We start from the raw sequence: 24,203 nt of genomic DNA on the forward strand, positions 1-24,203 counted from the left end.
TCTATAATTCTCTAATATCGCTAGCAGGAATCCAGCCTTCAGAGCCATCAGCAAGTTTGATACGCTTCCAGTCGCCGTCTGCCTCAATAACGCCCACTTTTGTTCCTTCGTGTAAAATAAAAGCTTCTTCACTGGCAAGATTAGGGCCGCTCTTAACTTGTGCTTCTTTAGAAAAAACGATAGCAAATTGGTCCTTTTGGCTTCTAGCCTGAAAATTAAAAGCCATAAATAATGCAAAAATTCCCAGACCAAGCGCGATAAAACTTGATGTAAAAAACAAACGCTTGCGACCAGTGGCATAGGTAAAATAATACAAAATAAAGCTCACCATCGCCAGCAGAATAAGGCTTACCGTGAGAATTGCCCATCCATCTAGACTAAAGGTTTTGAGCAGCGCATTGTACCACCTTTTAAAAACACCTTGCGGCAAAGTTGAGATCGCATCGATCTTCATATTCTCTGCAAAAGCAAGATTATTTTTTATATCAGCATTGCCTGGATCAAGCTCTAAGGCCTTTTCATAATTGTAAATACTAGGCGCGATCCTATTTAATTTGTAGTAGGCATTCGCCAAATTAAAATAGACCTCAGCACTATGCACATCTGCATCTAGCACTTTGTTATAATTGTCTACCGCGCCTTGAAAATCTTGTTTTGAATACGCGTCATTACCTTGCTCAAAATACTGCTGCGGACTCTGAGCAAACAGCGCAAAACTACTTATCAAAAGCAGGATAAAAACCGAAGCAATCTTCTTTCTACTCATCATCATTATAATTGCTTATCAAGATCTGAAATTGTTTGTGAGGCTTTATTGTAATCCTCTTGCATGGTGACTGTACTTGCAGGTGTATATCTTGCAAATTCGCAGCTTTCTAGCAGTTTGACAAACGCCTCTATCGATGCTTCTTCACCGCCACGCTCTGCAAGTAACTTGCTTATACGCTCTTTGCTCATATCACTTGTTTGGATATTGAGTTTTGCTTTGAGATAGTTGTGCAACGATCTTTCAAGGGCGAGATAAAATGCCTTCTGATCACCAAGATTCTTTTTAGCCTCGCTGAGAAATTTTCGCGCAAGCTTATCTGCTCTTCTCAATCTATTACCCACAACATCTGCTTGATACGCTTTGCGTCTTCTACCCACAAATATGAATAGCGGAATCACAAATAATGGCGCTGCAACCATACCCCAAAATGTCTTAGAACCAAAGAACGTTTCTTGCGAAACAGGCTCAAGGTCTGTGCTGGTTGCGATGTATTTAAATTGATCTCCAGAAGTTACTGGCGATTTATTACCGTCGTTAGAAGCAACAGCATTCATCGGGCCATTCTCTACATCTATAAGTATTTCTTCAGATGAAATGGTTTCATATTTTTCAGTCTTTGGGTTGAAATATGAAAATGAAATAGGCGGAATAGGATATTTACCTTTACTCTGCGGTACAACGGTGTAACGATCTTGAATATTACCGCTCATTCCTGTATAATTAGTACGCACATCTTCGCCGTGTTCTGGCTCGTAAACTTCAAGAGACTTAGGCAGGTTAGGCTTTGGTAATTTAAAAAGTTTAAGGTTACCATTACCATTTGCAGAAATCTCAAGATCTAGCGCTTCGCCAGCGTCTAGCGTAGTTTTGCTTGCCTCAACATTAAAATCTAGATCTCCCACAGCACCTGTAAAATCTGCTGGTTTACCTTCTTGAGGTAACTCTTTTACATTGATCTTTTGATTATTTGCAGCAACTGTGATTTGCTTAGGTCTTGTAACCGCCATCCCAAAAATATCTCTTCTAGTTGTAGGTACATCTACATTGATATTTAAGGTGATGGGTTCAATATTGAGTTCGCCAGTTTTTTGAGGATACAGCAGCGTTCTTCTTAAGATGACGTAGCGATAAGGCTCGCCTTTATAACTGCCGTCATAAACTTTAAACTGCTTCTCGTCTATACTCTGACTCCAGAAGTCGGCGTACTTGGGTTCATCAATAACATTCCAGCCATTTACACCCGTGCTACGAGAGACAAATAATTTGTAGGTTACAGTAAACGCTTCGTTGAGATAAGGATTTGCTTTAGAAACTTCGGCAACTACATGCACCGCGTCAGAAACCGTGAAATCCTCATTATTTTCATCTGTGGGATTATTAACCGCCGCAGTAACATCTACCGTTACTGGCAAGGTTTTATACACTTCACCATCTATGGTAATTTCCGCTTGAGCGATAGTAAGTTTACCTCGTGTATTAGGTTGTAAGAAATACGAAAATACTTTTGAGAAACTGCTTTTACCATTAACCCATTGACGGCTCACACTCTGGTTAGGCCCGCCTACAACGGTAAATCCCTGAAACGACGGCGGTCTAAAATCATCACCATCTTGATTCATCTCAAAATCTACCCGCAAGCGCTCATTAACGCCCAGTGTTTTCTTGCTCACAACAGCGTCAAATTTTACCTGACCCAACACATTGAGCCCTGTAAAAAGCAATACCATTAAAAATCCAAACTTCAACTTCATCATCGTGGATCTATGTGTTTTACAACTCAAATTTACCAATCTTTATCTGTCTTGACTTTTGCGCCTTTTACCTTCTTAGCGTTTATTTTATCCTGAGTTTTATTCTCTTCATTCTTCATCGCTTCTAGCAAGTTTTTAACCTGCTGAGGAGATAATTGACCTTGCTGCGGCTGTTGAGGCTGCTGCTTCTCATCACCTTCGCCTTCTGGCTTTTTATTATCGCCTTGCTCATCTTTAGGCTTTCCTTTATCCTGCTGATCTTCGCCTTCATCTTTTTTATCCTCGTTCTCGTCGCCTTCACCTTCGTCATTTTCCTTAGGCTTGCCGTCCTCATTTTCTTTTTGATCGCCGTCGCCCTCGTTATTCTGATCCTTGTTTTCGTCTTTGTTCTTGTCCTGATCTTGATTTTGATCATCACCGCCACCGCCGCCGTTTTTCTCTTCTTCTTTTTTGGCTAAAGCCAAATTATAACGCGTCTCATCATCAGTAGGGTCATTGCGAAGTGCATTTTTGTAAGCCTCTACTGCCTGCTTAAAATCCTTTTGTTGAAAGTATGCGTTTCCTAAATTATGAAATGCCTTATGCTTCTCAGTCTTTGTTTGTGCAACTTGAGCGGCTTGCAAATAGCGCTGCAAACTCTCGTCAAATTTCTTATTGCGGTAATAATTATTACCCATGTTATACTTTGCAGAAACATTCGCAGGATCTTTTGCTACAGCTTTTCTGTATGAGGCTTCCGCCAAAGAAAATTCTTTCTCTGTAAACTGCTCGTTACCCTCTGCTACAAAGTTCTTTGCCTCAGCAATTGCCGGGTCTGGTTTTTTATCTTCATCCTGTGCAAAAAGATTTCCTGCACATAAGAGCAAAAGCGTTGAAAAAATGATTTTCACCTGCTTGTTCATGCGCTCTATCTTCATCATTTTTTTACTTCTCATCATCTTTATTCTCGTTAAAGAGATTAAGCTTACGCAACCACGCAGTCTTTCTCTCCAGTAGAAATACATCTAAAAATAACAATAATAATGCCGCGCATATAAACCACTGAAACTGATCCTCAAAATCTGCAAATTGCTTTGCTTCAAACTCTTTTTTATCCATCTTATTGAGGTAATCTTTCATGGTGTCAACAACGTTTTGGGTGTTGTTACCATTAATGTATTCACCGTTTGCTTCAGATGCGATGGTCTTTAAGGTTTCTTCATTGAGTTTTGTGATCACGGTCTCGCCATTCTGATCTTTTTTATAAGACTGCACGATTCCATTTCGCTTAAGCGGAATACGTTCACCTTTTTCTGTTCCCACACCTATGGTAAAGATCTTGATCCCTTCTTCTGAGGCTTGTTCTGCCACCGAAGCTGCATCGCCTTCATGATCTTCACCGTCAGAAATAATGACAAGCACGCGATTAGTTTGCTCCTCGTCATTGTAATATGTTTTTGCAAGTTCAATAGCTTCTCTGATCGCTGTTCCCTGACTAGAAAGCATATCTGTATTCATCGAACTTAGGAACATTTTTGCGCTACTATAATCTGTTGTAATAGGCAATTGCGGAAACGCGCTACCGGCATACGCAATGATCCCTACGCGGTCGCTCCCCAGATTGTTTATGATCTGCGAGACCAATTGTTTTGCCTTTTCTATGCGGCTAGGCGCGATATCTTCGGCCAGCATACTTTTGGAGACATCCACTGCAAAAACAACATCAACGCCTTCACGTTTTACCGTTTCTAGTTTTGTTCCCACCTTAGGGTTTACTAAGCCCATTGTGATGCACGCCAGCGCAAGACAAATAACAATAACCTTTAAAAGCGATTTAAATTTAGATTGCGCAGGAGCTAATTTGCCCATGAGGTGCTTGCTCGCAAAACGCTTTTGTGCGCTACGCTTCCAGATCACCACAGCAAAATACAGTAGTAAAACCGCCGGTATTACCAGGAATGCCCAAAACCAAATCTTATCTTCAAACAAATATCCCATGCTATACAAATGATCTAAATACAGTATATCTCAATAACAATTCAAAAAGCAATAACAGACCGGCGAGAATTACAAAAGGTCTGAATTTTTCTTCATGATTAGTATACTTAAATTCTTCAACGTCAGTTTTTTCTAATTTATTGATCTCGTCGTAGATCTCTTCCAGACTTTGATTGTCTGTCGCTCTAAAGTAGAGTCCGCCGGTTTTTTCTGCGATCTCTTCTAGTAGTTTTTCATCGATCTCCACTTTGATGTTTCCATATTGAAAACCACCATCAGGGCGCAAAGCAATAGGCGAAAGCGCAGTCCCGTTTGTTCCCAGACCAATAGTGTACACTTTGATGCCAAATTCTACCGCAAGTTCACTCGCCGTCACCGGATCAATAAAACCAGCATTGTTAACACCATCTGTCATCAAGATGATCACTTTGCTTTTTGCCTTACTATCTTTTAAACGATTCACAGAAGTTGCAAGTCCCATCCCGATCGCTGTACCGCCTTCTATAATACTGTTGTACTTAATATCTTCTAGCGAACTTAGCACAATACTTTTGTCACTGGTAATAGGCGTGCGAGTGTAACTTTCGCCAGCATATTCTACCAGACCTATACGATCATTAGGACGTTCTAAAATAAATTGAGATGCAACTTCTTTAAGCGCTTCTAGGCGATTAGGCCTCAAATCTCGCGCAAGCATACTCGCCGAAACGTCAATTGAGATCACGATATCAATACCTCTTGTGGTTTTTGTTCGTGTAGATTCATCTACTGTGCGCGGTCTTGCAAGAGCTGTTATTAATAAGGCTAGAGCCAAAAGACGTATCACAAAAAGTAGCGGACGCATTTTGGCTAACAAGCCAGAACCCGTTTTAAATCCCTTTAAACTTGAAAGTTTTACCTCTGGAGTAATTTTATTGCGTTTCCAGAAATACCATGCCGCCGCAACCGGCAACACCAGTAATAACCAGAAAAACTGTGGATGCATGAATTCAAAATTGTCAAACATTAGTTCTTTTTATTTTGAAGTTCAACACTAGTTATAATTCTGTCTGCGATTTGCTGCGCATATTGATCACCCTCTTTGTGCATGATCACTAATTGTTGCAGAACGCCTTTTGCGGTGAAGGTTAATATCGTGTACTCGCCTTCTTCGTACTTTTCTTTATCAAGCTCATCTGGGAACTCTGCAGAACCAAAAGTTTTAACTCCTTCAGCACCGTTAGGCGTTGTGAATTTCTCACTCTTCACAAGCATGTTTTTTGCGCCTTGAGCTTCCATCATTGATATGCTACCATTTACCACAACCTGCGGGTCAACCTCTTGATCACCGCCATAGCGCGTGGTAGATTGCATGATATAAAACTTCCCATACATACTGCCGTACATAAATGATGTCATCTCTGCTTTACCCTGCATTTGCGCTGGCAATGGCAAATCTACACGATTAAGAACCTTAGGCGTAGAAATGATCATTGGCGGCACACCATATTCACTGCGAACCCAGTCTCCTTCTAGCAATTCTTTAGATGGATGTCCTATTAAATTATCTTTTACATAATCAAAGCCTTTAATAGCGATAAGCACTCCCAGCGCGATCACTAAAATTCCCATTGTACCTACAATACCGGTGATTATTAGTTTACGCTTGCGTTTTGCCTCTTTAGCTTTGCGATATTCTTCATCTAGCAACAGTTCTTCTTCTGTAGGTTCTGGTAAAGATTCTTTAGTTTCTTTTACCACCTGCTCCATGGCTAGACGGTCTGCTTGTGCTTGACCTTCGCGCGGTAAGGTTCTAGCGAATTTTGTTAAGTCGGCACGACGTAAGACTTCTTCTAGTTTATTAATCGTCTCTCGACTCAACTCTATTTTACCTTCTGCACGCTCTTCATGTAAACGCTCTATCAACTCTGCAGATGTACTCTCCATTGAGCGGTCATACACATGTTCTTCTACAAGGTAGCGGCGCACAATGTCTGTCAACTTAGAATAGTATGTTTTTGTAACTACAGGATCATCGTTTGCTCCCGGAGTTTTGTATTCTTCATCAAGCATGTGAAGCGAAGTGATCGCTTGCTCAAATGGTGGCAACTTGCGCTCAGCTTCAGCTTTTTTCTTGCTACGACGAATGATCAAGAATAAGAAAAGACCGATCACTAGAAGTATTCCTAAGATCCAAAGCAAATACTCTACCCATGCTCCAGATGCTTTCTCTACTTCAATGATATTCTTGATATCATAGAGTTTTTGCTTTGTGGTGTCTATTTGCACATTAGCCACCTCAACACGCATACTATCTGTCATGAATGGTTTTTCATTGATGATAATGCGCTGCCTTGGGATGGTGTACGACCCACTGTCAAATTGCGTTAGCCCGTATTTTTTTATGAGTTTATATTTCGCTGCAGCGAAAGAAGTATCTACGCCATAGGACTCGATCACCTCAAGTGGCGAGAAGGTTTGACCCTCTGGAAACATCACAAGATCTGTGGTGTCTGCTTCAACCTCTATCGTATAATTGATCTGCTCACCTATCTTAATGCTGGTAGAATCTATGGATGCGGCTACTTGTTGCGCTTGTGTTCTTTTGGCTGTAGCCAAAAAAATAAAAAGCATAGCCACCACCGGAAACACCTGCTTCCTGAAGTTTTTTATGTAGCTGTTGTGTTTATTCATTTTCTTTTTCTAGCCCCTTCTTTTAAAGTAACCCAACAATTTTTTTACATAGCTCTCATCTGTGCGCACGCTTATAACACCGGCGCCACTGCGCTGAAAGCTCTCGTTAAAATAATCTACTTTCTCTTTGTAGAACTTAGCATAATTATTCCTCACCTTCTTAGAACCGGTGTTTACTAACAGTAACTCGCCCGTTTCTTCATCTTGCATTTGCACTACGCCCAGACTGGGTATTTCTTCCTCACGGCGGTCGTAAACTCGTATGCCTGTGATGTCATGCTTATTTGCGGCGATCTTAAGGGTGTCTTTATAATCATCTGCGATAAAGTCTGAAAGCACAAAAACAATGGCTTTTTTCTTCATCACGTTTGAGAGAAATTTAATCGCTTGCGAGATGTCTGTTTTCTTGCTTTTTGGCTCAAATTCTAGCAACTCGCGAATTATGCGTAACACGTGAGATTTACCTTTTTTCGGCGGAATGAAAAGCTCTATCTGATCGCTAAACAAGATCAACCCGATCTTATCATTGTTTTGCATCGCAGAGAAAGAAAGAGTAGCAGCGATCTCTGTAACGATCTCAGATTTAAATTGCTCATCTGTACCAAAGAACTCTGACCCTGACACATCTGCAACTAACATCATGGTAAGTTCGCGCTCTTCTTCAAAAACCTTAATGTATGGTTCGTTGTAGCGCGCGGTCACATTCCAATCAATATTTCTTACATCATCACCAAACTGATATTGACGCACCTCACTAAAGGTCATACCACGCCCCTTAAAGGTAGAATGATATTCTCCCCCAAAAATATGATCAGACAAACGACGTGTCTTGATCTCTATCTTACGTACTTTTTTTAAAAGCTCTTTTGTATCCATCTTTTCAGTTAACAGTTTGCAGTTTGCGATTGTCGATTACCCGACAACTTGTTTCTGAATGCATGTCTACGGCACCTCGATCTCGTTAACGATCTTATTGATGATCTCTTCTGTAGTGATATTTTCGGCTTCTGCTTCATACGTGATCCCGATACGGTGACGCAATACGTCATGCACAACGGCACGCACATCTTCTGGAATTACATATCCACGCCCTTTAATGAACGCAAAACATTTTGACGCAAGTGCAAGGTTTATACTACCACGAGGAGAAGCACCAAAACTGATCAACGGTTTAAGATTCTCTAGTTTGTAATTCTCTGGATAACGAGTTGCAAAAATGATGTCAAGAATATATTTCTCGATCTTCTCATCCATGTACACCTCACGCACTGCAGATTGAGCTCTTAAGATCTGCTCAATAGTAACTACCGGATTCACTTTCTCAAAAGAACCTTTAAGGTTTGCTCTAATGATCATTTGCTCTTCTGCCTGCTTTGGATAATCTATTACCGTTTTAAGCATAAAACGGTCTACCTGCGCTTCTGGAAGTGGATACGTACCTTCTTGCTCTACCGGGTTTTGTGTTGCCATTACAAGAAATGGCTCTTCAAGCTTAAAAGTTTCATCACCTATGGTAACCTGACGCTCTTGCATCGCCTCTAGCAAAGCACTCTGCACTTTTGCAGGCGCACGGTTGATCTCATCTGCTAAAACGAAGTTTGCAAAAATAGGTCCTTTCTTTATGCTAAAGTCATTGTCTTTCATGTTGTAGATCAAAGTACCCACAACATCAGCAGGAAGTAAGTCTGGTGTAAACTGTACACGACTGAAAGATCCATGAACTGCTTTAGAAAGTGTATTGATCGCAAGTGTTTTTGCAAGTCCTGGCACACCTTCTAGAAGAATATGACCACGTCCTAAAAGCCCTATAAGCAATCGTTCTACCATGTGCTTTTGACCCACGATCACCTTGTTCATCTCCATGGTGAGGATCTTTACAAAAGCACTCTCCTGTTGTATTTTTTCATTTATGGCACCTATATCCACACTAGATTGTGTTCCTTCCATAGTATTATTTCTTAAAAAAGTTTTTTAATGTGTCTTGTATCTTAATCTCTGGGCAATCTTCCCGTCCCGTGGTTACTTATCTTCCTTTGAAAATTAAGAATGCGGAAATTAGCAAACCAACGGCTAATATTCAAGTTTATTTCGGGGTGTTGCACCACTCAAAGACTGAGCTTCCAGCTCAAAGACGAACCTCGATTTACAATGTTGCAAGATGAAGCAAAAAAAATTGATCAATTATGTATTTTTTGGCTTTAAGCCAAAGAAAAAAAGGGTAACCTTACGGCTACCCTTTTAATAATTAATTTTTTATGGATTGAATTACTCTTCTACTGTAATTTCTCCTAAGCTAGTTACTTCTCCATCAGCTACAACTACATCATCAATATTTAGTGTTGTATTGATTCCTACAGCGATCTCAGCATTGATCATCACGTCATAAGTTCCATCTGGAAGACCACCTATCATGAAGTTACCCATTTCGTTTGTATAAGACGTAAACTCTTGACCAGCCGAGTTAACAGCTGTTACAGTCGCTTGACGAATTCCTAAAAGTGTACCAGTGATCTGACCACTAACTTCATCTGCATACGTTCTTATTACTGGTTTAAGTGAATAACCACCGTTACCTTTTGCAACAACTGATGCATCTACATCAAAATCCAGTGTAAAAGCATAAGCTGTGTTAGCTTCAAGATTTTGATTTACGTTAAGCTTAAGACCAGATTGCTGTGCGCTTGGTGTATCAAGAGGATACGTTTGACCGTCAACAACTACTGTGTTATCAGAACCTAAGATCAATCTTATTTGGCTAATTCTCCCTGCTGGCACTTCATCATCAGTAAGTAGTACGAACTCACCACCTGTTAGTTCTAGCATATTGTAAACACCTGCGTTTACATCCCCTATTGCGATCTCGTTTTCTTCATATTCAACTTCACCATCTAGATCAACAGCCGTTTCATATTTAATCACAACATCCTCAACATCAATATTAACCTCATCATAGTCTCCAGGAGCATCTACAAGCTTTACAGACATTCTAGAAGTTCCCTGAGTAGAATTGTTATTATCGTTATCATCGCTACAGCTTGTAAGACCTAGTCCCATCGCTCCTGCAACAAACATTACAAATAGTTTTTTCATCGTAGTATAAATTAGTTCATTAATAATTTGGTTTGGCAAATATGGCACCCAACTTCTCTTACAAACAAATTCGTTAACTAAGCTTAACTAAGCTTGTGAGTTTTTAACTTAGCAAATCGTTAAAACCCCTTAATATATTTAACTATGAAAAGAAAAACAGCACTCATTACTGGAGCAAGTAGTGGTATAGGTATGGCTACAGCCAAATATTTTGCAAAGCATAAAATCCGTTTGATACTTTGTGGTAGACGCCAAGAAAGATTAGATGCTTTGAAAGATGAATTAGCTTCATTAACTGAAGTGCACACGTTAAACTTTGACGTGAGAAACAAACAGGAAGTAAACACTGCAATAGCATCTCTACCGGAAGATTTCTCGCAGATAGATATCCTTATCAACAATGCTGGTAATGCGCATGGGTTGGATACTTTTCAAGATGCGACTTTAGATGACTTTGATGCTATGCTTGATATCAACGTAAAAGGATTGCTCTATGTTACAAAAGCGATCTTGCCACAAATGAAAGAGCGCAACGCAGGTCATATTATAAACATAGGCTCAACAGCAGCAAAAGAAGTTTACCCAAAAGGAAATGTGTACTGCGCCAGCAAGCATGCCGTTGATGCAATAAATCAAGGAATGCGCATTGACTTAAATGGGACCAACATTAGAGTGGGTGCAATACACCCAGGAATGGTAGAAACAGAGTTCAGCGAAGTGCGTTTTAAAGGCGATAAAGAAAAAGCCGATAAGGTTTACCAAGGTTTTACACCGCTTAAAGCGGAGGATATTGCAGACATCATTCATTTTGTGGTAACACGCCCTTATCACGTGAACATCGCAGACCTAGTGGTTATGTGTACTGATCAAGCAAGTTCAACGGTGGTTAACAAAGAATAAATATTATTATTTTTATTGCTATTGTTATTCTTATCTCAATGGCTCACTATAATAATTTTCAGGAACTTGATATTTTTATTCTATCAAGAAGCATCTCAAAAGAAATATGGTCAATTATTAATAATACACGCCTTAAAACCGACTTTGAACTAAGAAAGCAAATTAACCGCTCTTCAGGTTCTGTAATGGATAATATTGCAGAAGGTTTTGGACGAGGAGGCAATAGAGAATTTATCAATTTCTTAGGTATCGCAAAAGGTTCTTGCTGCGAAACACAGTCTCAATTAATGAGATGTTTAGATAGAGAATATATTTCTCAAGATGAATTTGATAAGCTTTACTTTAAAACTCAAGAGTTAATAGATCAAATAGGAAAATTTATCACTTACTTAAAGAAGTCCGAGAAGAAAGGTTATAAATTTGATTAGAACCTCTTAATAATAACAATACTAATAGAAATAAGCTTTGATCAACAAACGGCTTCTTATCAAAAACTTACTCGCACATAATGACGAGAACAGTTTTTACGATAAGAAACTTAAGATCGATATAAGTAATAAAGAAGGCAAAGCAAAATTTCTAAAGCACATTTGTGCCCTTTCAAACAGCAATCCTAAGAACAATAGTTTTATTGTAGTTGGCGTGCAAGATGATACCAATGAGATCATCGGAGTCCCGTTTTTTGATGACAGCAGGATACAGAATTTAGTCAACGCATATCTCAATAATCCGCCGTTAATATCTTATGAGAATATCCCGTTTCCGCATCTGTCGCCAGATATGGTAGTGGGTTTAGTAACCATAAGACCTACAGGTAAACTTACCTCGCTGCGCAAAAACATCTGGAAATACTGGGGTGGCAGCGTATTTTTTAGAGATGGAAGTATCTCAATGTCTAAGGTTTTTGATATTGAGATCGAGGATGTAAATAGCGAGACCGTTGCTCAGATTGAAAAACATGCCCGCAATAATATCGAACTCACTCTAGATGGTGTGATCGATTTTATTAACCATCGCCACAATGATCTTTTTACCTCTTATAAAGTCTTTAAAGAACAATTTGTGGTTTGCTGGGCAGGAATCCCAAAACGCGTCAAAGAAAGCATGTATTACAGCAGGGTAGATATTGAATTGATCAACGAGCAAGTGCGTCTATTTTACTCAGCTTTAGACGAAGTGAGCATTGAGTATAACGATGATCATTTCAAGATTCTTGAATATGTTCATCTGGGCTTGCAGGGCAATTACAAATACTATCCGCTAGAAGAACTGCAGATCAATTTTCATGACAATGGCAATTATAAAATTGACAGTAAACTTGTTTTTGAGCCGCCACAATTTGATAAGAAGTTGCTGCATCATATTTATAACAACAACAATACGATCTTAAAAAAGCTCAAGGCGAAAAAAACGCTGAACAAAGGTGAATGGCAAGATCTAGATAATCTATCTTCCACCTATCTTATTTGCTATCTCAACGGTTTTGAGCAAGCAATAAACAAGCTTGAAGAAAGCAAACCATACTTAAAAAGTTTAGGTCAAAAATTTTATGATTCGTTTAAAGACAACATGCGAATCCTTAGAAAAGTTAAATACAATTAAATGGGTAGAACACTCGCAGTAGGCGATATTCATGGAGCTCTAAAAGCATTAAAACAGGTTTTGGCTAAAGCCAAAGTAACACCCGAAGATCATATCATATTTTTAGGAGATTATGTAGACGGCTGGAGTGAAAGCGCCCAGGTGATCGACTTTCTTATCGAACTAAAAAGTACTCATAACATCACATTGCTTCGCGGTAATCACGATGATCTTGCTTACCAATGGCTCACAGAAAGAAAACACAATGAAAGTTGGCTTTTTCATGGTGGTAAAGCAACAGTACAATCTTATGAAGGATATTCTAAAGCGCATATAGAGATCCACAAACGCTTTTTTGAATCATTAGATAATTACATCATCTTACCTAGCAATAAATTTTTCGCGCATGCGGGATTTCAAAACATTAAAGGTCCCGAGCATGAATACCATGAGATCACGTATTATTGGGATAGAACGCTGTGGGAACTTGCTTGTGCCACCGATAAAAATCTAAGTCCTGATGATCCACTTTACCCAAAGCGTTTAACCATTTTTGATGAAATGTATATTGGTCATACACCACTCACGCGCATAGGGCGATCTGTACCCACGCAAATGATGAACGTATGGAATGTTGACACCGGCGCCGCTTATAAAAATCCGTTGTCTATTATTGACGTTGATACTAAAGAATACTGGCAAAGCGATCCTGTAAATGAACTCTACCCAGATGAAAATGGCAGAAATTAAAAAAATATCAAGCGGTGCTAGTCATCGCTTTTTTTGGCTTTCGCCAAAAGAAAAAATCTATGAATTAAGTGTTGTACAAGACAATAAAGTACCCGAAATTTATCCTAGTTAGTTTAATTTTTTTTCGTTGTTATTGAAACAAAACCGATTAAGCTGCTACATATAAACGTAATCTAAACTTCAAAACATGGGAATATTTGATAAGATCAAAGAGAAATTAAGTCATGAATTTATTGATATCATCGAGTGGCTGGACTACACAGATGATACCATTGTCCACCGTTTTGAACGTTACCAGAACGAAATAAAGAACAACGCAAAGCTCATCGTTCGCGAGGGGCAAACGGCTGTTTTTATCAACGAAGGCCAGTTGGCTGACGTTTTTGGACCAGGAACGTATACATTAAGTACGCAAAACCTTCCTATTCTATCTACACTTAAGGGATGGAAGTACGGTTTTGACAGTCCGTTTAAGGCTGAGGTTTATTTTGTGAACACCCGCCTTTTTACAGATGAGAAATGGGGAACAAAAAATCCTATCACGCTTAGCGACGACCGTTTTGGTCTTGTTGAGATCCGTGCATTTGGTACGTATGCTTTTCGCGTAAGCGACGCCGGAAAATTCATCAAAGACATTGTAGGAACTGATGGCACGTTTACAAACTTTGAGATCAACGAACATCTTAAAAGCCTTATCGCAACCCGCTTTACTGATACTGTGGGCGAGGCAAATCTTCCTATAGAATTATACGCGGCAAACACCACCGAACTTTCTGACACCTGCAAGGAAGTGATGCAGCCAGAGTTTCAAGGTGTGGGTATCTCGCTTGAGCGTTTCTTTATCGAGAACGTCTCCATGCCCGAAGAACTTAAGAAAGAGATCTTTGAATACAGCCGTCTTGACAAACTTGACCTGGATAAATTGACCAAATTCAAGACTGCAAAAGCTATCGAGGCCGCTGCAAATAGCGAAGGTGGTACCGCTGGCGCAGGAATGGGTATGGGTATGGGCTTTGCCATGGCGCAGCAAATGGGCGCAGCAATGGCGCAACCGCAACAGGTTACCCGCGCAGCACAGCCACAACAGCCGGCAGATGCCACGCCACCACCTATGCCTGCCGCAGTACAATATTTTTATGCCGTGAACGGCGCACAGCAAGGGCCGGCTAGCTTTGAGCAGATGCAATCACTTTTTGCTTCGCGCACCATTAACCGCAATTCACTGGTGTGGAAACAAGGCATGGCCGAGTGGAAACCGCTCTCTGAGGTTGAGGAGCTTAAATCCTTCTTAGGAGGTAACACGCCACCGCCACTACCACCACAGTAATCTGGCGGTAAACGTTTTCACGGAAGTATAAAGCAAAGTCCACATCTTGCAGGAATCTACCATTCATAAATCTGAAATTAAAAAGGCATGCGCTAATTGTGGTGCAGAACTCAAGTACAAACCCGGCACTACTTCTGTAACCTGCGAGTATTGCGGGCACGAGGAGAAGATAAGTCTTGAGGTAGACCCTATTAAGGAGTTGCCTTTACGCCAGTTTTTGCAAGAGAAGGGCGCGCAGGCTAATAGCGAAGAGATAAGTATTCTTCACTGTAAGAATTGCGGTGCCAATCAGCATGTGGAAGAAAACTACAAGTCGCTAAACTGTGTGTATTGCGGCGAACCGCTTATTAAAGAAGACGCCACCACAGAAGAATGGATATTACCCGGCGCGGTATTACCCTTTCAGCTTACGCAAAAAGAAGCCTTACAGATCTTCAAAAAATGGGTAAGTAAACTCTGGTGGGCGCCTAATGACCTTAAGAAAGCAACCTTAAAACCGCAATCTACTAAAGGACTGTATTTACCATACTGGACGTTTGATGCTAATCTTTATGCGCAATACCGTGGTCAACGTGGCGACTATTATTATGTAAATCAAACCTACCGCGACAGCAAGGGTAACACCCGCACAAGGCAAGAACGCCGTACACGATGGACGCCCGCCAGCGGAAGCGTAAGCGGCTTTGTAGATGATACACTTATCAATGCCTCAAAACAGCACACAGGGAAGATACCGCAGGGCATCGCTCAATGGAATCTCTCTAAGCTGCAACCCTTTCAGAGTAGTTTTCTTTCTGGCTTTGTGACAGAGAAATATACCATACCGCTTAACAACGGACACCTAGAATCTCAGGAAGAGATGCGCAACATCGCTCATGTATGGGCGAGACGCGACATAGGTGGTGACGAGCAACGCGTAAGTAGTCTCAATATGCAGCTAGAAAATGAGACCTTTAAGCACATCCTACTGCCGGTTTATATAAGCAGTTATCGCTATAAAGGCAAAGATTATAGCTTTTTTGTCAATGGTGAGAACGGTCACCTTTCTGGGAAGCGGCCGTATTCTTTCTGGAAGATATTCTTTGCGGTGCTGGCCGTGATCCTATTCTTTGTACTGTTTTATCTGTTTGCGGGATAGAACTAAACGCTAAGATCACAGCTCATTCTGGCACAGTATTAATAATAAAGAACCCACTTCATAAAACCATTGAAGTGGGTTCTTTTATAAGAGTCCTTTTCGCTTAAAGCGAAATCTTGTAATGATAGGCATCTGTGACGATTCTTCCTGTTGCACCACCCACTCCTTGATTGGTATTTGCTATCATATGTAATTCATTGCCCTCTATATAAAAAGACCAACCGCGTGGGTCTTGTGGTTCTCCTACCCGGCTGTCTAAATGACTACCATCATTTTCTACACCTAAGACAATATGCTCCTTTGATGCAAAATCAAATACTGAAACTCCGGTGATCGTGGTAGTATCTAGCGCACCTAAAGTACCATAAAGAACAACTAGTTTGCCATTTGTAACTGTATGAGCCATAACATTACCGCCAAAGCTTTCCCCCGTTGCAACATTTGTTATACCTCCTGCACTTACAACGTAATACTCATTATTTACCCAGACCATATGCCAAGGGCGATTGTCTGCCCGGCCTGGCAAGAAATTATCTTCTCTATAAAACTCGGTAAACTCACCTCCTTTATAAAGATATGCTACCTGATTGTATGCTGTTTCATTAGTATTCTCTTTACCTGTAATGATGATCTCGCCGTTTTGCCCCACAATTGCAGCAAAATCAGGAATCAATCTGGTAGTGGGAGTAAGCTGTGCTTTTTCAGTCCATAGCTTGGTGTTTGTATCCCATACATAATCAAATATATCATGCGTTTCCATATCATGAACAAGTGCATGCCATGCGCCTTGCGCATAAAGCACTTCAATATCAGACCAAGTCTTGCCTAATCCCTCTTGTTCATACTCGTCAAACTTCTTTGTAGCGCTATTATATTCTCTGGCAAACATCTTCTCTGGTAATCCTGTAGACAAGCGTTTACCTCGTACCCCCGCACCAAACACGCCTGCAGAAGCATCCATCCCATAAATATATCCGTGTGTAGGTATAAATTTAGACCACGTATTATCATTAAAGAACATCAAGTCTTCTGTGTATTGATACCCTGTGCTAATGCCTACACGGTGTATTCTCTGCCCATCTAGCAAACCGGCTTGCCACACTCTTGAGTGGTGTGTATCTGCAATAGGGCCTATTCTGCTGTCTTTTACCACCGTCCACACATCTGCGGTGCGGTCTACTTCTTTTAAACCATTAGGGTTGCCATTGTTCTCACCGCGCACCTGCTCCTCATCTGGTAGGTCACTCATAGGATCATCACTTGAACAACTAAACATTAAAAACGCAACGACTAAATACACCAGTTTCTTCATGATCATAATTTTTAAGTAAATGTCTTATTACATTATAATTATGACCATACGGCAATTGCCGTATTTCCTATTGTGTTACTGCCGTAGAACTAAATATTTGCTCACTATCTTCTTTAAAAGAAATACTTTGCAGTACTGGCCGTGATCCTATTCTTTGTATTGTTTTATCTGTTTGCGGGATAGAAGGAAAAATTACACTCCATTTACTCCACCTCCTCAAAGCCTTCTCCAGTCCACACGGCTTGCGTTACTTCACAGTACGAACATGGCTCAATAAGGCCGGTGTCTTTGTCAAGCGCGCCAATATTGCGAATTATAAGCTTACTATCTTTTTTAAATTCTGAGCCTAATGAAGTTTGATGCCCCTCGTATATCTTACCGGTTTTACGATCTACAACCACCCCGACCTGGCAGGGCGAACCGCATCCCCATGTCACTAAAGTATATTGACCTGCATAATTAATACCCGCCTCACAACCTTCGGTTATGCGGGTTTTAAACTGTCTTGCAAACGCATTACTGCTAAAGTCTGGCTCGGCAAGCGGCCCTGTATACAGCGCTGCTGGGAAGTCTTCAAATTTTTTAGCAGGGGTGTACTTGCGATACACCGTCACGTCTTCATAAGTCAACCCGCTACCCAAAACTACCTCATCACCATACATGGCTAAAATCTCTAGCTCTATATGATCTTCTGCAGCTGATGCTGAAAGCACAAGCACCTCACCATCCTTTTTACTAAGTATCAAATAACGATCATCATTAAGCAAAGTGTCGCCAGATCTCTGAGCGGGCGCTTCATCAGTAATAGGTTCTGGCTGTGTATTTTTCGCGGAAGTGTCAACATTCTTACCCCCATCTTTGCATGATAAGATAAGTAGAGAGAATAGAAAGAGAACATAATATTTCATAAGGCTATGGTTTGTTTTTTAAGCTCAAAAACTATTCCTGGCTCTTCAGATACCATGTAATTTATATCCAATACGGCATCATCATCACTTGCGGTAGCCATGGTCAATATATACGGTATGGTGAGTCCGCTGGCGTTGAGGTGTATCCTGTTTTCTTTATATACCTGTATCTCGGTAAGTACCGCCACGGTATTAAATTCTTTCAGCGCATCTGCTGGTATTTTGTACGTGTGCTTATCATAATGTATTGCGCCATTATGCAGCGTATGCTGCGCAAGAGCAGGCAAATTTTCGCGGTTCAATTGAAAAAACGAACCCAACCGTTTGCAATTTTCTTCACTAAAAGAAGGCAAATCTATAGTTGCATCTTTTATATCTAATAAGGCAGCGTCCAACTGTATACACTGCGGAATCAAAATAGCGTCCTCCCGCAATTGCCCCAAAAGATGCAACACAATAGGCACTTGTTGCTCCTTCTTTAACGCATGCTGCATGGTCTCACTTAGCAAAATATCATAAGAATGCGCATCAGGCAAAGCAACAGTAGTGGCATCTGCACACAGCATTTGCACCACATGATCGCCATACCCCAGTGTTTCTACCACTCGTTTTGCACAGTCAAAGCTCTGCTTGTTGATCTCTAGCAGCGTAAATTTTACCTGTTGTGGCGCAAGCGTAGCCATAAGCGGCAGTGCCAAAGTAGCAAAAGGCCCCGTGCCCGCATACAGCACATGCACAGCACCCGGCTTCTTACGCCGCACATCTTCAACCGCCTCAAACAACCCTTTTACAAAAACCTTAGTACGTACTAAATCCTGTATGCACATCGCCGCCCAGGTCGTACCCAGCGCCTTGCCATTCTCACAATGTATATCAGTGCGATTATCCTCCTGCGCATAGTCTACACCTGCCAATCTCAGCACGATCTCTTCATAGACTGTCAATGCATTTTTCAGCTCATAGTAATCAGTTTCTGGCTTGCGAAGCACCGCCGCAATGCTTTGCAATTGTTCCTTAATACGGGTAAGATCATTCATCAGTGGGTAGTAATATTTTGGTTTATAGCTATTTGGCTTAAAGCCAAAAATACTCATCTACACACTAATTACCTATACCCCAAACCATTGAATGTTTATAAATAGCCCACATATTACTATTCAATCATCAAAACATCCCTATCACTCTGAAAGTTCTACCGCATCATTTTAAAAAATCATATGCATTAAATTAAAAAGAGTTGCGCAACTCTCTGTGAAGTCTTGCGCAACATTCTACATAGAGTTGCCCAACTCCCTAAAACAACATAGGCATGCCGTGATGTGGACATACCTATGCAATGTGTTTTTCTTTGGCTTTAAGCCAAAAAATTATAAGTCAAATTTAATCCCCTGTGCCAGCGGAAGCTCTGTAGTGTAGTTTATCGTGTTGGTCTGGCGACGCATGTAGATCTTCCAGGCATCGCTACCGCTTTCGCGGCCACCGCCGGTTTCCTTTTCGCCGCCAAAGGCACCCCCGATCTCTGCACCGCTAGTACCTATATTAACGTTAGCGATGCCGCAATCGCTGCCCGCCACACTTAAGAAGCGCTCTGCCTCACGCAGATTGTTTGTCATGATGGCGCTAGAGAGCCCCTGTCGCACTCCGTTTTGCAACGCCAGCGCATCATCTACATCGCCGCTGTACTTAATAAGATACAGTATGGGCGCAAAGGTCTCGTGCTGCACGATGTCATATTCGTTTTTTGCCTCTGCGATCGCGGGCTTCACATAGCAACCGCTCTCGTAACCCTCGCCCTCTAGCACTCCGCCAGGCACGATGATGTTACCGCCTTCTTGCTGTACCTTTTGCAATGCATCACTGTACATTTTTACTGCATCAGTATCAATTAGCGGCCCCACGTGGTTGTTCTCATCCAGCGGATTGCCTATGCGCAGCTGCTTATAAGCATCAACCACGGCATCCTTCACCTTGTCATACATACTTTCATGCACGATGAGGCGGCGGGTAGAGGTACAACGCTGCCCGCAGGTGCCCACCGCACCAAAGACCGCTCCTATCACCGTCATTTTAATATCAGCATCTGGCGTCACGATGATGGCGTTGTTACCACCCAGTTCTAGCAATGTTTTGCCCAGACGACCGGCAACAGTTTTTGCAACCTCCTTACCCATACGCGTAGATCCCGTGGCAGAAACAAGCGGCACTCGCTCGTCTTTTGTCATCATTTCGCCTACGCGAAAATCACCATTTACTAAACAACTGATGCCCTCTGGCAGGTTGTTTTGTGCAAAGACACGGGCGGCTATTTTTTGGCATGCGATACCGGTAAGCGGTGTTTTCTCAGAAGGTTTCCAGATGCACACGTCGCCACATACCCATGCTAGGGCAGTGTTCCAGCTCCACACCGCAACCGGGAAGTTAAAGGCAGAGATGATCCCCACGATCCCCAGCGGATGGTATTGCTCATACATACGATGCCCCGGGCGCTCACTGTGCATGGTAAGTCCGTGCAACTGGCGTGAAAGTCCCACGGCAAAGTCACAAATGTCTATCATCTCCTGCACCTCGCCCAGACCTTCTTGGTAGCTTTTACCCATCTCATAGGATACAAGCTTGCCCAGAGGTTCCTTTAATCTGCGCAGTTCTTCGTTAAACTGGCGTACGATCTCGCCGCGTTGTGGCGCGGGCATAAGGCGCCAAGTCTTAAAAGCTTCGGCAGCAGTTTGTACCACGGTCTCGTATTCTTGGGCGGTGGTGTGCGTAACTTTTGCAATACCCTTACCATCTACCGGCGAATTAGAAGCCAGCTCATCGCCAGCTCCATAGGTTTTGCTCCCGGTAGAAGTACCATGATTTAAAGGATCTATCTCAAGTGCGGTAAGCACTTCTTGTATATTAAAGGCAGTAGATGCAGCCATAATTTTTGAAGTATTAGTAAAAAATGTATCGTTTGCTCACGAATATAAAAAAAGCCGATGCTTTTTACATGCTTCGGCTTTAGTATTATCAATATTATTTTGCATTTGGGTTTAACCCACAAAACGCTCATCGGCTTCCATCACGGTGCCGCAGTTGTCACACGTTCTTAGTTCTTCGCTACCATAAAAGTGCTTAAAGTGCTTCAAGAAATCCTGCTCTATATCCTCAAGCGGGAAGTACACTTCATATAATTTATGGTTACAATTGTCGCAAAACCACAGCAGGCCATCTTTTGCACCTAGGTCTGCACGCTTGCGCTCAACCACAAGACCTATTGAATTTTCCTTTCTTACTGGTGAATGCGGCACCTTCGCCGGATGCAAGTACATGTCACCAGGACCTAGTTTCATGGTTTTTTTCTCACCTTCATCCTGCACATGAACTTCGATCTCGCCCTCTAGCTGATAAAAAAGTTCTTCGGTCTCATTGTAGTGATAATCCTTGCGAGCATTGGGACCAGCAACGACCATCACGATATAATCATCTGCGTCCTTATATAAGTTCTTGTTACCAACGGGTGGTTTTAGCTTGTCGCGGTTTTCATCAAGCCATTTATTAAGGTTAAAAGGTTTTGCAATCGCCATAGTTTTCTTGTTTATAGTAAAGTTACAATATAGCTTTCGCCAAAAAAAGTCCTAAAAATAAAACAGCAGGCCCCCGCCTGCTGTTTAAGTGTAACTCTCATAACCTCAATTGTAAAAAACTGAGATCTTTGTTATAAGTTGGTAAACTGGTTATGAGATATTACAGAATATTTTGAGTAATTATTTCTTAATAAAGATCTGTGTAAAGTATGGAACTCCTCTTTCATTCTCAACTACTGAAAGACCTGTATGGGTAAAGTCTCCTTCAATAGCTTTTTTGTGACTTGGGCTGTTAAGCCAAGCTTTAACAACGTCTTCTGCAGTGTAGTAACCAAAGGCTACATTCTCGCTAACAGTGATAGCACCTTTAGCTTTAAGATAATCAGAACGCTCGAAGAAATTGTCATGGCTTATTTTGTTTTTAGAAGCCATGTATTTTGTGTGGTTTAGCGCTTGAACTTTAGGGTCAGTGTTCATCGCTAGTGATTTAAGACCTATAGAAGATCTGTAGTTATTGATCTCTGCAAGGACTTCTTGTGCGAATCCATTTTCTACAACTAGATCAGCAGAAATTTCAACGTTTTCTTTTTCAGTGGGAGTTACCTCTAGCTCGTCTTGTGAGCAGCTTGCAAAAAGGCAAAGGAAAGCTATGGCTACGAAAGCCTTGGTTATAATCAGTTTCATAATTTGGGGTTTATGAGTTATGTACAGGGCAAATATGAAGAGAATAATTTATTCTCACAAGCACTTCAGCGTAAAATTTGTGCATTTCATCGATTACACAGTAAAATTTAACACTTATAGCGTGTTTTAGTGCATTTCATCGATGTTTATTAACATATTTTTTGCAGTTTAAAAACACCCTACTAAATCAATTTATGCATTTCGTCGATTTTAATTGGTAATTAATCGTTATTCCTACAAATAATATCTTTTGAAATATTACATTTTATATAATTAAGAACCAGAAGTTTAGCACATAACTCCATTATATAATCTTAATTGAGCACAAGTGGACTTTTAAGAACATTTAGTACTTTCATATATTCAAAACCAACACACGATCATGAAAAAAACCCTTACTACGCTATTACTCATTTTATTATGTTTGGCTTGCGCCGAAAAGCAGTCTGATAAACAAGCAGAAACTGCAACAAAAGAAAGCGCAAAAACAGATGAACCTACCTTTGGAATAGTACTTCACGGAGGAGCAGGAACCATTTTAAAAGAGAACATGACAGATTCTCTAGAACAAGCATACAAAACCATACTTACTGAAGCCATTGAAACCGGACACGAGATCCTTAAAAATGGCGGAACTAGCCTTGAAGCCGTGAGAAAGACCATAAATGTCATGGAAAATTCAGAGCTATTCAACTCTGCTAAAGGAGCTGTATTTACTCATGAAGGCAAAAATGAACTAGACGCTTCTATAATGGACGGATCTAATCTTAATGCCGGAGCTGTTGCCGGCGTTACTACAGTTAAAAATCCTATTGATCTGGCGTATGAAGTAATGGTAAATAGCGAACACGTACTTCTAAGTGGTAAAGGCGCAGAAGAGTTTGCCGCAGATCATGGTTTAGAGATCGTTGATCCTTCTTATTTCTACACAGAGAGAAGATACCAATCTTTACAACGTATCCTTGAACAAGAAAAAACCGAATTAGATCACGATGCGAGCACCGCTTTTGTAGATCCTTTTATTAAAGATCAAAAGTTTGGAACCGTAGGTTGTGTAGCACTAGATAAAAACGGAAACATTGCCGCAGGAACTTCTACCGGTGGTATGACAAACAAAAGATGGAACAGAATAGGTGATTCACCAATTATAGGTTCTGGAACGTATGCAAACAATGCAACTTGCGGAGTTTCTTCAACGGGATGGGGCGAGTATTTTATAAGAGGCCAAGTAGCCTACGACATCTCTGCACAAATGGAATATGCAGGTAAGACTTTGGCGGAAGCCACACAAAATGTAATACAAGAAAAATTGACCAAAATGGGCGGAACCGGCGGCGTGGTAAGCCTTGACCACGATGGTAACGTCTCAATGGAGTTTAACACCGCAGGAATGTATCGCGCACACATGGACGCAGATGGCAATTTAACTTTGGGAATATATAAGGACAATGAGTAGTTATTATGCGGTGATCTTCACCAGTATTCAAAAAGAAGATATTTCTGGTTATGGCTCAATGGCCAAAAGAATGGAAGAACTTGCCCGGCAGCAGCCGGGCTTTCTTGATCTAGAACATGCCCGCGAAGAAGTAGGTATCACTATTTCTTATTGGAAGGATCTACAAAGCATCAAAAACTGGAAGGAAAATGCAGAGCATCAATTTGCGCAGATCAAAGGAAGATCTGAATGGTACAAGTATTATAAAATAAGGATTTGCCATGTAGAACGTGAGTATGAATTTGGCGAAATTTAATCTTTAGAAATCAACACAAGAATTGTAAC

The 24,203-nt window shown here is 41.1% G+C and carries 24 protein-coding genes; 9 read left to right on the forward strand and 15 right to left on the reverse strand.

Features of this window, described 5'->3' with window-relative positions:
• Position 1: 1 nt before the first annotated feature.
• The 9 genes from ACZ5L8_RS12935 to ACZ5L8_RS12975 form a co-directional block, all read right to left on the reverse strand.
• Entirely contained in the window at positions 2-766 is a 765-nt protein-coding gene (locus ACZ5L8_RS12935) for an SH3 domain-containing protein (protein WP_464438074.1), read from the reverse strand.
• 5 nt (positions 767-771) lie between these two features.
• Complete coding sequence (locus ACZ5L8_RS12940) at positions 772-2,523, reverse strand: BatD family protein (protein ID WP_464438075.1); 1,752 nt, start codon at positions 2,521-2,523, stop codon at positions 772-774.
• Between the two features lie 29 nt (positions 2,524-2,552).
• Complete coding sequence (locus ACZ5L8_RS12945; protein WP_464438077.1) at positions 2,553-3,440, reverse strand: tetratricopeptide repeat protein; 888 nt, start codon at positions 3,438-3,440, stop codon at positions 2,553-2,555.
• A 4-nt stretch (positions 3,441-3,444) separates the two neighbouring features.
• Positions 3,445-4,497: a VWA domain-containing protein gene (locus ACZ5L8_RS12950; RefSeq protein WP_464438079.1), complete on the reverse strand. Its 1,053-nt coding sequence runs from the start codon at positions 4,495-4,497 to the stop codon at positions 3,445-3,447.
• Between the two features lies 1 nt (position 4,498).
• Positions 4,499-5,503, reverse strand: a complete 1,005-nt coding sequence (locus ACZ5L8_RS12955) for a vWA domain-containing protein (RefSeq protein ID WP_464438081.1) — start codon at positions 5,501-5,503, stop codon at positions 4,499-4,501.
• Positions 5,503-7,170, reverse strand: coding sequence for a BatD family protein (locus ACZ5L8_RS12960; RefSeq protein WP_464438082.1), 1,668 nt, complete (start codon positions 7,168-7,170; stop codon positions 5,503-5,505). The genes ACZ5L8_RS12955 and ACZ5L8_RS12960 overlap by 1 nt, the downstream gene beginning before the upstream one ends.
• 9 nt (positions 7,171-7,179) lie before the next feature.
• Positions 7,180-8,046 (reverse strand): DUF58 domain-containing protein, encoded by an 867-nt coding sequence (locus ACZ5L8_RS12965; protein ID WP_464438083.1) that lies wholly within the window; start codon positions 8,044-8,046, stop codon positions 7,180-7,182.
• 66 nt (positions 8,047-8,112) lie between these two features.
• Positions 8,113-9,117, reverse strand: a complete 1,005-nt coding sequence (locus ACZ5L8_RS12970; protein WP_464438084.1) for an AAA family ATPase — start codon at positions 9,115-9,117, stop codon at positions 8,113-8,115.
• Positions 9,118-9,435: 318 nt separating this feature from the next.
• The gene (locus ACZ5L8_RS12975) at positions 9,436-10,260 is read right to left on the reverse strand and encodes a DUF4382 domain-containing protein (RefSeq protein WP_464438085.1); all 825 of its coding nucleotides are present in this window, start codon (positions 10,258-10,260) and stop codon (positions 9,436-9,438) included.
• 144 nt (positions 10,261-10,404) lie between these two features.
• Between ACZ5L8_RS12975 and ACZ5L8_RS12980 the strand changes: the two genes are divergently transcribed.
• The 7 genes from ACZ5L8_RS12980 to ACZ5L8_RS13010 all read left to right on the forward strand — a co-directional run bounded on the left by ACZ5L8_RS12980 (position 10,405) and on the right by ACZ5L8_RS13010 (position 15,956).
• Entirely contained in the window at positions 10,405-11,160 is a 756-nt protein-coding gene (locus tag ACZ5L8_RS12980) for an SDR family NAD(P)-dependent oxidoreductase (protein ID WP_464438087.1), read from the forward strand.
• A gap of 38 nt (positions 11,161-11,198) precedes the next feature.
• Positions 11,199-11,588, forward strand: a complete 390-nt coding sequence (locus ACZ5L8_RS12985; protein WP_464438088.1) for a four helix bundle protein — start codon at positions 11,199-11,201, stop codon at positions 11,586-11,588.
• Between the two features lie 37 nt (positions 11,589-11,625).
• Entirely contained in the window at positions 11,626-12,762 is a 1,137-nt protein-coding gene (locus ACZ5L8_RS12990; RefSeq protein ID WP_464438090.1) for a DUF5929 domain-containing protein, read from the forward strand.
• Positions 12,763-13,491 (forward strand): metallophosphoesterase family protein, encoded by a 729-nt coding sequence (locus ACZ5L8_RS12995; RefSeq protein WP_464438092.1) that lies wholly within the window; start codon positions 12,763-12,765, stop codon positions 13,489-13,491. It abuts the gene before it with no gap.
• Positions 13,478-13,603, forward strand: a complete 126-nt coding sequence (locus tag ACZ5L8_RS13000; RefSeq protein ID WP_464438094.1) for a hypothetical protein — start codon at positions 13,478-13,480, stop codon at positions 13,601-13,603. The genes ACZ5L8_RS12995 and ACZ5L8_RS13000 overlap by 14 nt, the downstream gene beginning before the upstream one ends.
• A 75-nt stretch (positions 13,604-13,678) precedes the next feature.
• Positions 13,679-14,818 (forward strand): SPFH domain-containing protein, encoded by a 1,140-nt coding sequence (locus tag ACZ5L8_RS13005; protein WP_464438096.1) that lies wholly within the window; start codon positions 13,679-13,681, stop codon positions 14,816-14,818.
• Between the two features lie 46 nt (positions 14,819-14,864).
• Positions 14,865-15,956, forward strand: coding sequence for a TFIIB-type zinc ribbon-containing protein (locus tag ACZ5L8_RS13010; RefSeq protein ID WP_464438097.1), 1,092 nt, complete (start codon positions 14,865-14,867; stop codon positions 15,954-15,956).
• A gap of 103 nt (positions 15,957-16,059) precedes the next feature.
• Here ACZ5L8_RS13010 and ACZ5L8_RS13015 read toward each other — a convergent pair whose 3' ends face one another.
• The 6 genes from ACZ5L8_RS13015 to ACZ5L8_RS13040 all read right to left on the reverse strand — a co-directional run bounded on the left by ACZ5L8_RS13015 (position 16,060) and on the right by ACZ5L8_RS13040 (position 22,423).
• Entirely contained in the window at positions 16,060-17,268 is a 1,209-nt protein-coding gene (locus ACZ5L8_RS13015; protein WP_464438099.1) for a hypothetical protein, read from the reverse strand.
• 203 nt (positions 17,269-17,471) lie between these two features.
• Positions 17,472-18,176 carry a hypothetical protein gene (locus ACZ5L8_RS13020; protein ID WP_464438100.1) on the reverse strand — a complete coding sequence of 235 codons (705 nt, stop codon included), beginning with the start codon at positions 18,174-18,176 and terminating at the stop codon, positions 17,472-17,474.
• Positions 18,173-19,213: an SAM-dependent methyltransferase gene (locus tag ACZ5L8_RS13025; protein WP_464438102.1), complete on the reverse strand. Its 1,041-nt coding sequence runs from the start codon at positions 19,211-19,213 to the stop codon at positions 18,173-18,175. Before ACZ5L8_RS13025 ends, ACZ5L8_RS13020 begins: the two co-directional genes overlap by 4 nt.
• Before the next feature lie 330 nt (positions 19,214-19,543).
• The gene (gene amaB, locus ACZ5L8_RS13030) at positions 19,544-21,094 is read right to left on the reverse strand and encodes an L-piperidine-6-carboxylate dehydrogenase (RefSeq protein ID WP_464438104.1); all 1,551 of its coding nucleotides are present in this window, start codon (positions 21,092-21,094) and stop codon (positions 19,544-19,546) included.
• A 111-nt stretch (positions 21,095-21,205) separates the two neighbouring features.
• The gene (locus ACZ5L8_RS13035) at positions 21,206-21,739 is read right to left on the reverse strand and encodes a 3-hydroxyanthranilate 3,4-dioxygenase (RefSeq protein ID WP_462600210.1); all 534 of its coding nucleotides are present in this window, start codon (positions 21,737-21,739) and stop codon (positions 21,206-21,208) included.
• A gap of 180 nt (positions 21,740-21,919) precedes the next feature.
• Positions 21,920-22,423, reverse strand: coding sequence for a CAP domain-containing protein (locus tag ACZ5L8_RS13040; protein ID WP_464438106.1), 504 nt, complete (start codon positions 22,421-22,423; stop codon positions 21,920-21,922).
• A gap of 382 nt (positions 22,424-22,805) precedes the next feature.
• Between ACZ5L8_RS13040 and ACZ5L8_RS13045 the strand changes: the two genes are divergently transcribed.
• Together ACZ5L8_RS13045 and ACZ5L8_RS13050 are read left to right on the forward strand one after the other, a co-directional pair.
• Positions 22,806-23,879, forward strand: coding sequence for an isoaspartyl peptidase/L-asparaginase family protein (locus tag ACZ5L8_RS13045; protein WP_464438107.1), 1,074 nt, complete (start codon positions 22,806-22,808; stop codon positions 23,877-23,879).
• The gene (locus ACZ5L8_RS13050) at positions 23,872-24,174 is read left to right on the forward strand and encodes an antibiotic biosynthesis monooxygenase family protein (protein WP_464438108.1); all 303 of its coding nucleotides are present in this window, start codon (positions 23,872-23,874) and stop codon (positions 24,172-24,174) included. Before ACZ5L8_RS13045 ends, ACZ5L8_RS13050 begins: the two co-directional genes overlap by 8 nt.
• Positions 24,175-24,203: the final 29 nt, after the last annotated feature.

The sequence above is a fragment of the Leeuwenhoekiella obamensis genome, from assembly GCF_055391795.1.

Bases quoted from the DNA above. Each gene is read 5' to 3' on its own strand.
- ACZ5L8_RS12940 (WP_464438075.1), bottom strand. From the start codon at position 2,523: ATGATGAAGTTGAAGTTTGGATTTTTAATGGTATTGCTTTTTACAGGG.
- ACZ5L8_RS13045 (WP_464438107.1), top strand. From the start codon at position 22,806: ATGAAAAAAACCCTTACTACGCTATTACTCATTTTATTATGTTTGGCT.
- ACZ5L8_RS13035 (WP_462600210.1), bottom strand. From the start codon at position 21,739: ATGGCGATTGCAAAACCTTTTAACCTTAATAAATGGCTTGATGAAAAC.
- ACZ5L8_RS12980 (WP_464438087.1), top strand. From the start codon at position 10,405: ATGAAAAGAAAAACAGCACTCATTACTGGAGCAAGTAGTGGTATAGGT.
- ACZ5L8_RS12995 (WP_464438092.1), top strand. From the start codon at position 12,763: ATGGGTAGAACACTCGCAGTAGGCGATATTCATGGAGCTCTAAAAGCA.
- ACZ5L8_RS12960 (WP_464438082.1), bottom strand. From the start codon at position 7,170: ATGAATAAACACAACAGCTACATAAAAAACTTCAGGAAGCAGGTGTTT.
- ACZ5L8_RS12955 (WP_464438081.1), bottom strand. From the start codon at position 5,503: ATGTTTGACAATTTTGAATTCATGCATCCACAGTTTTTCTGGTTATTA.
- ACZ5L8_RS12935 (WP_464438074.1), bottom strand. From the start codon at position 766: ATGAGTAGAAAGAAGATTGCTTCGGTTTTTATCCTGCTTTTGATAAGT.
- amaB (WP_464438104.1), bottom strand. From the start codon at position 21,094: ATGGCTGCATCTACTGCCTTTAATATACAAGAAGTGCTTACCGCACTT.
- ACZ5L8_RS13000 (WP_464438094.1), top strand. From the start codon at position 13,478: ATGGCAGAAATTAAAAAAATATCAAGCGGTGCTAGTCATCGCTTTTTT.
- ACZ5L8_RS13015 (WP_464438099.1), bottom strand. From the start codon at position 17,268: ATGAAGAAACTGGTGTATTTAGTCGTTGCGTTTTTAATGTTTAGTTGT.
- ACZ5L8_RS12950 (WP_464438079.1), bottom strand. From the start codon at position 4,497: ATGGGATATTTGTTTGAAGATAAGATTTGGTTTTGGGCATTCCTGGTA.
- ACZ5L8_RS12975 (WP_464438085.1), bottom strand. From the start codon at position 10,260: ATGAAAAAACTATTTGTAATGTTTGTTGCAGGAGCGATGGGACTAGGT.
- ACZ5L8_RS12970 (WP_464438084.1), bottom strand. From the start codon at position 9,117: ATGGAAGGAACACAATCTAGTGTGGATATAGGTGCCATAAATGAAAAA.
- ACZ5L8_RS13040 (WP_464438106.1), bottom strand. From the start codon at position 22,423: ATGAAACTGATTATAACCAAGGCTTTCGTAGCCATAGCTTTCCTTTGC.
- ACZ5L8_RS12945 (WP_464438077.1), bottom strand. From the start codon at position 3,440: ATGATGAAGATAGAGCGCATGAACAAGCAGGTGAAAATCATTTTTTCA.
- ACZ5L8_RS12985 (WP_464438088.1), top strand. From the start codon at position 11,199: ATGGCTCACTATAATAATTTTCAGGAACTTGATATTTTTATTCTATCA.
- ACZ5L8_RS13025 (WP_464438102.1), bottom strand. From the start codon at position 19,213: ATGAATGATCTTACCCGTATTAAGGAACAATTGCAAAGCATTGCGGCG.
- ACZ5L8_RS13050 (WP_464438108.1), top strand. From the start codon at position 23,872: ATGAGTAGTTATTATGCGGTGATCTTCACCAGTATTCAAAAAGAAGAT.
- ACZ5L8_RS12965 (WP_464438083.1), bottom strand. From the start codon at position 8,046: ATGGATACAAAAGAGCTTTTAAAAAAAGTACGTAAGATAGAGATCAAG.
- ACZ5L8_RS13005 (WP_464438096.1), top strand. From the start codon at position 13,679: ATGGGAATATTTGATAAGATCAAAGAGAAATTAAGTCATGAATTTATT.
- ACZ5L8_RS13020 (WP_464438100.1), bottom strand. From the start codon at position 18,176: ATGAAATATTATGTTCTCTTTCTATTCTCTCTACTTATCTTATCATGC.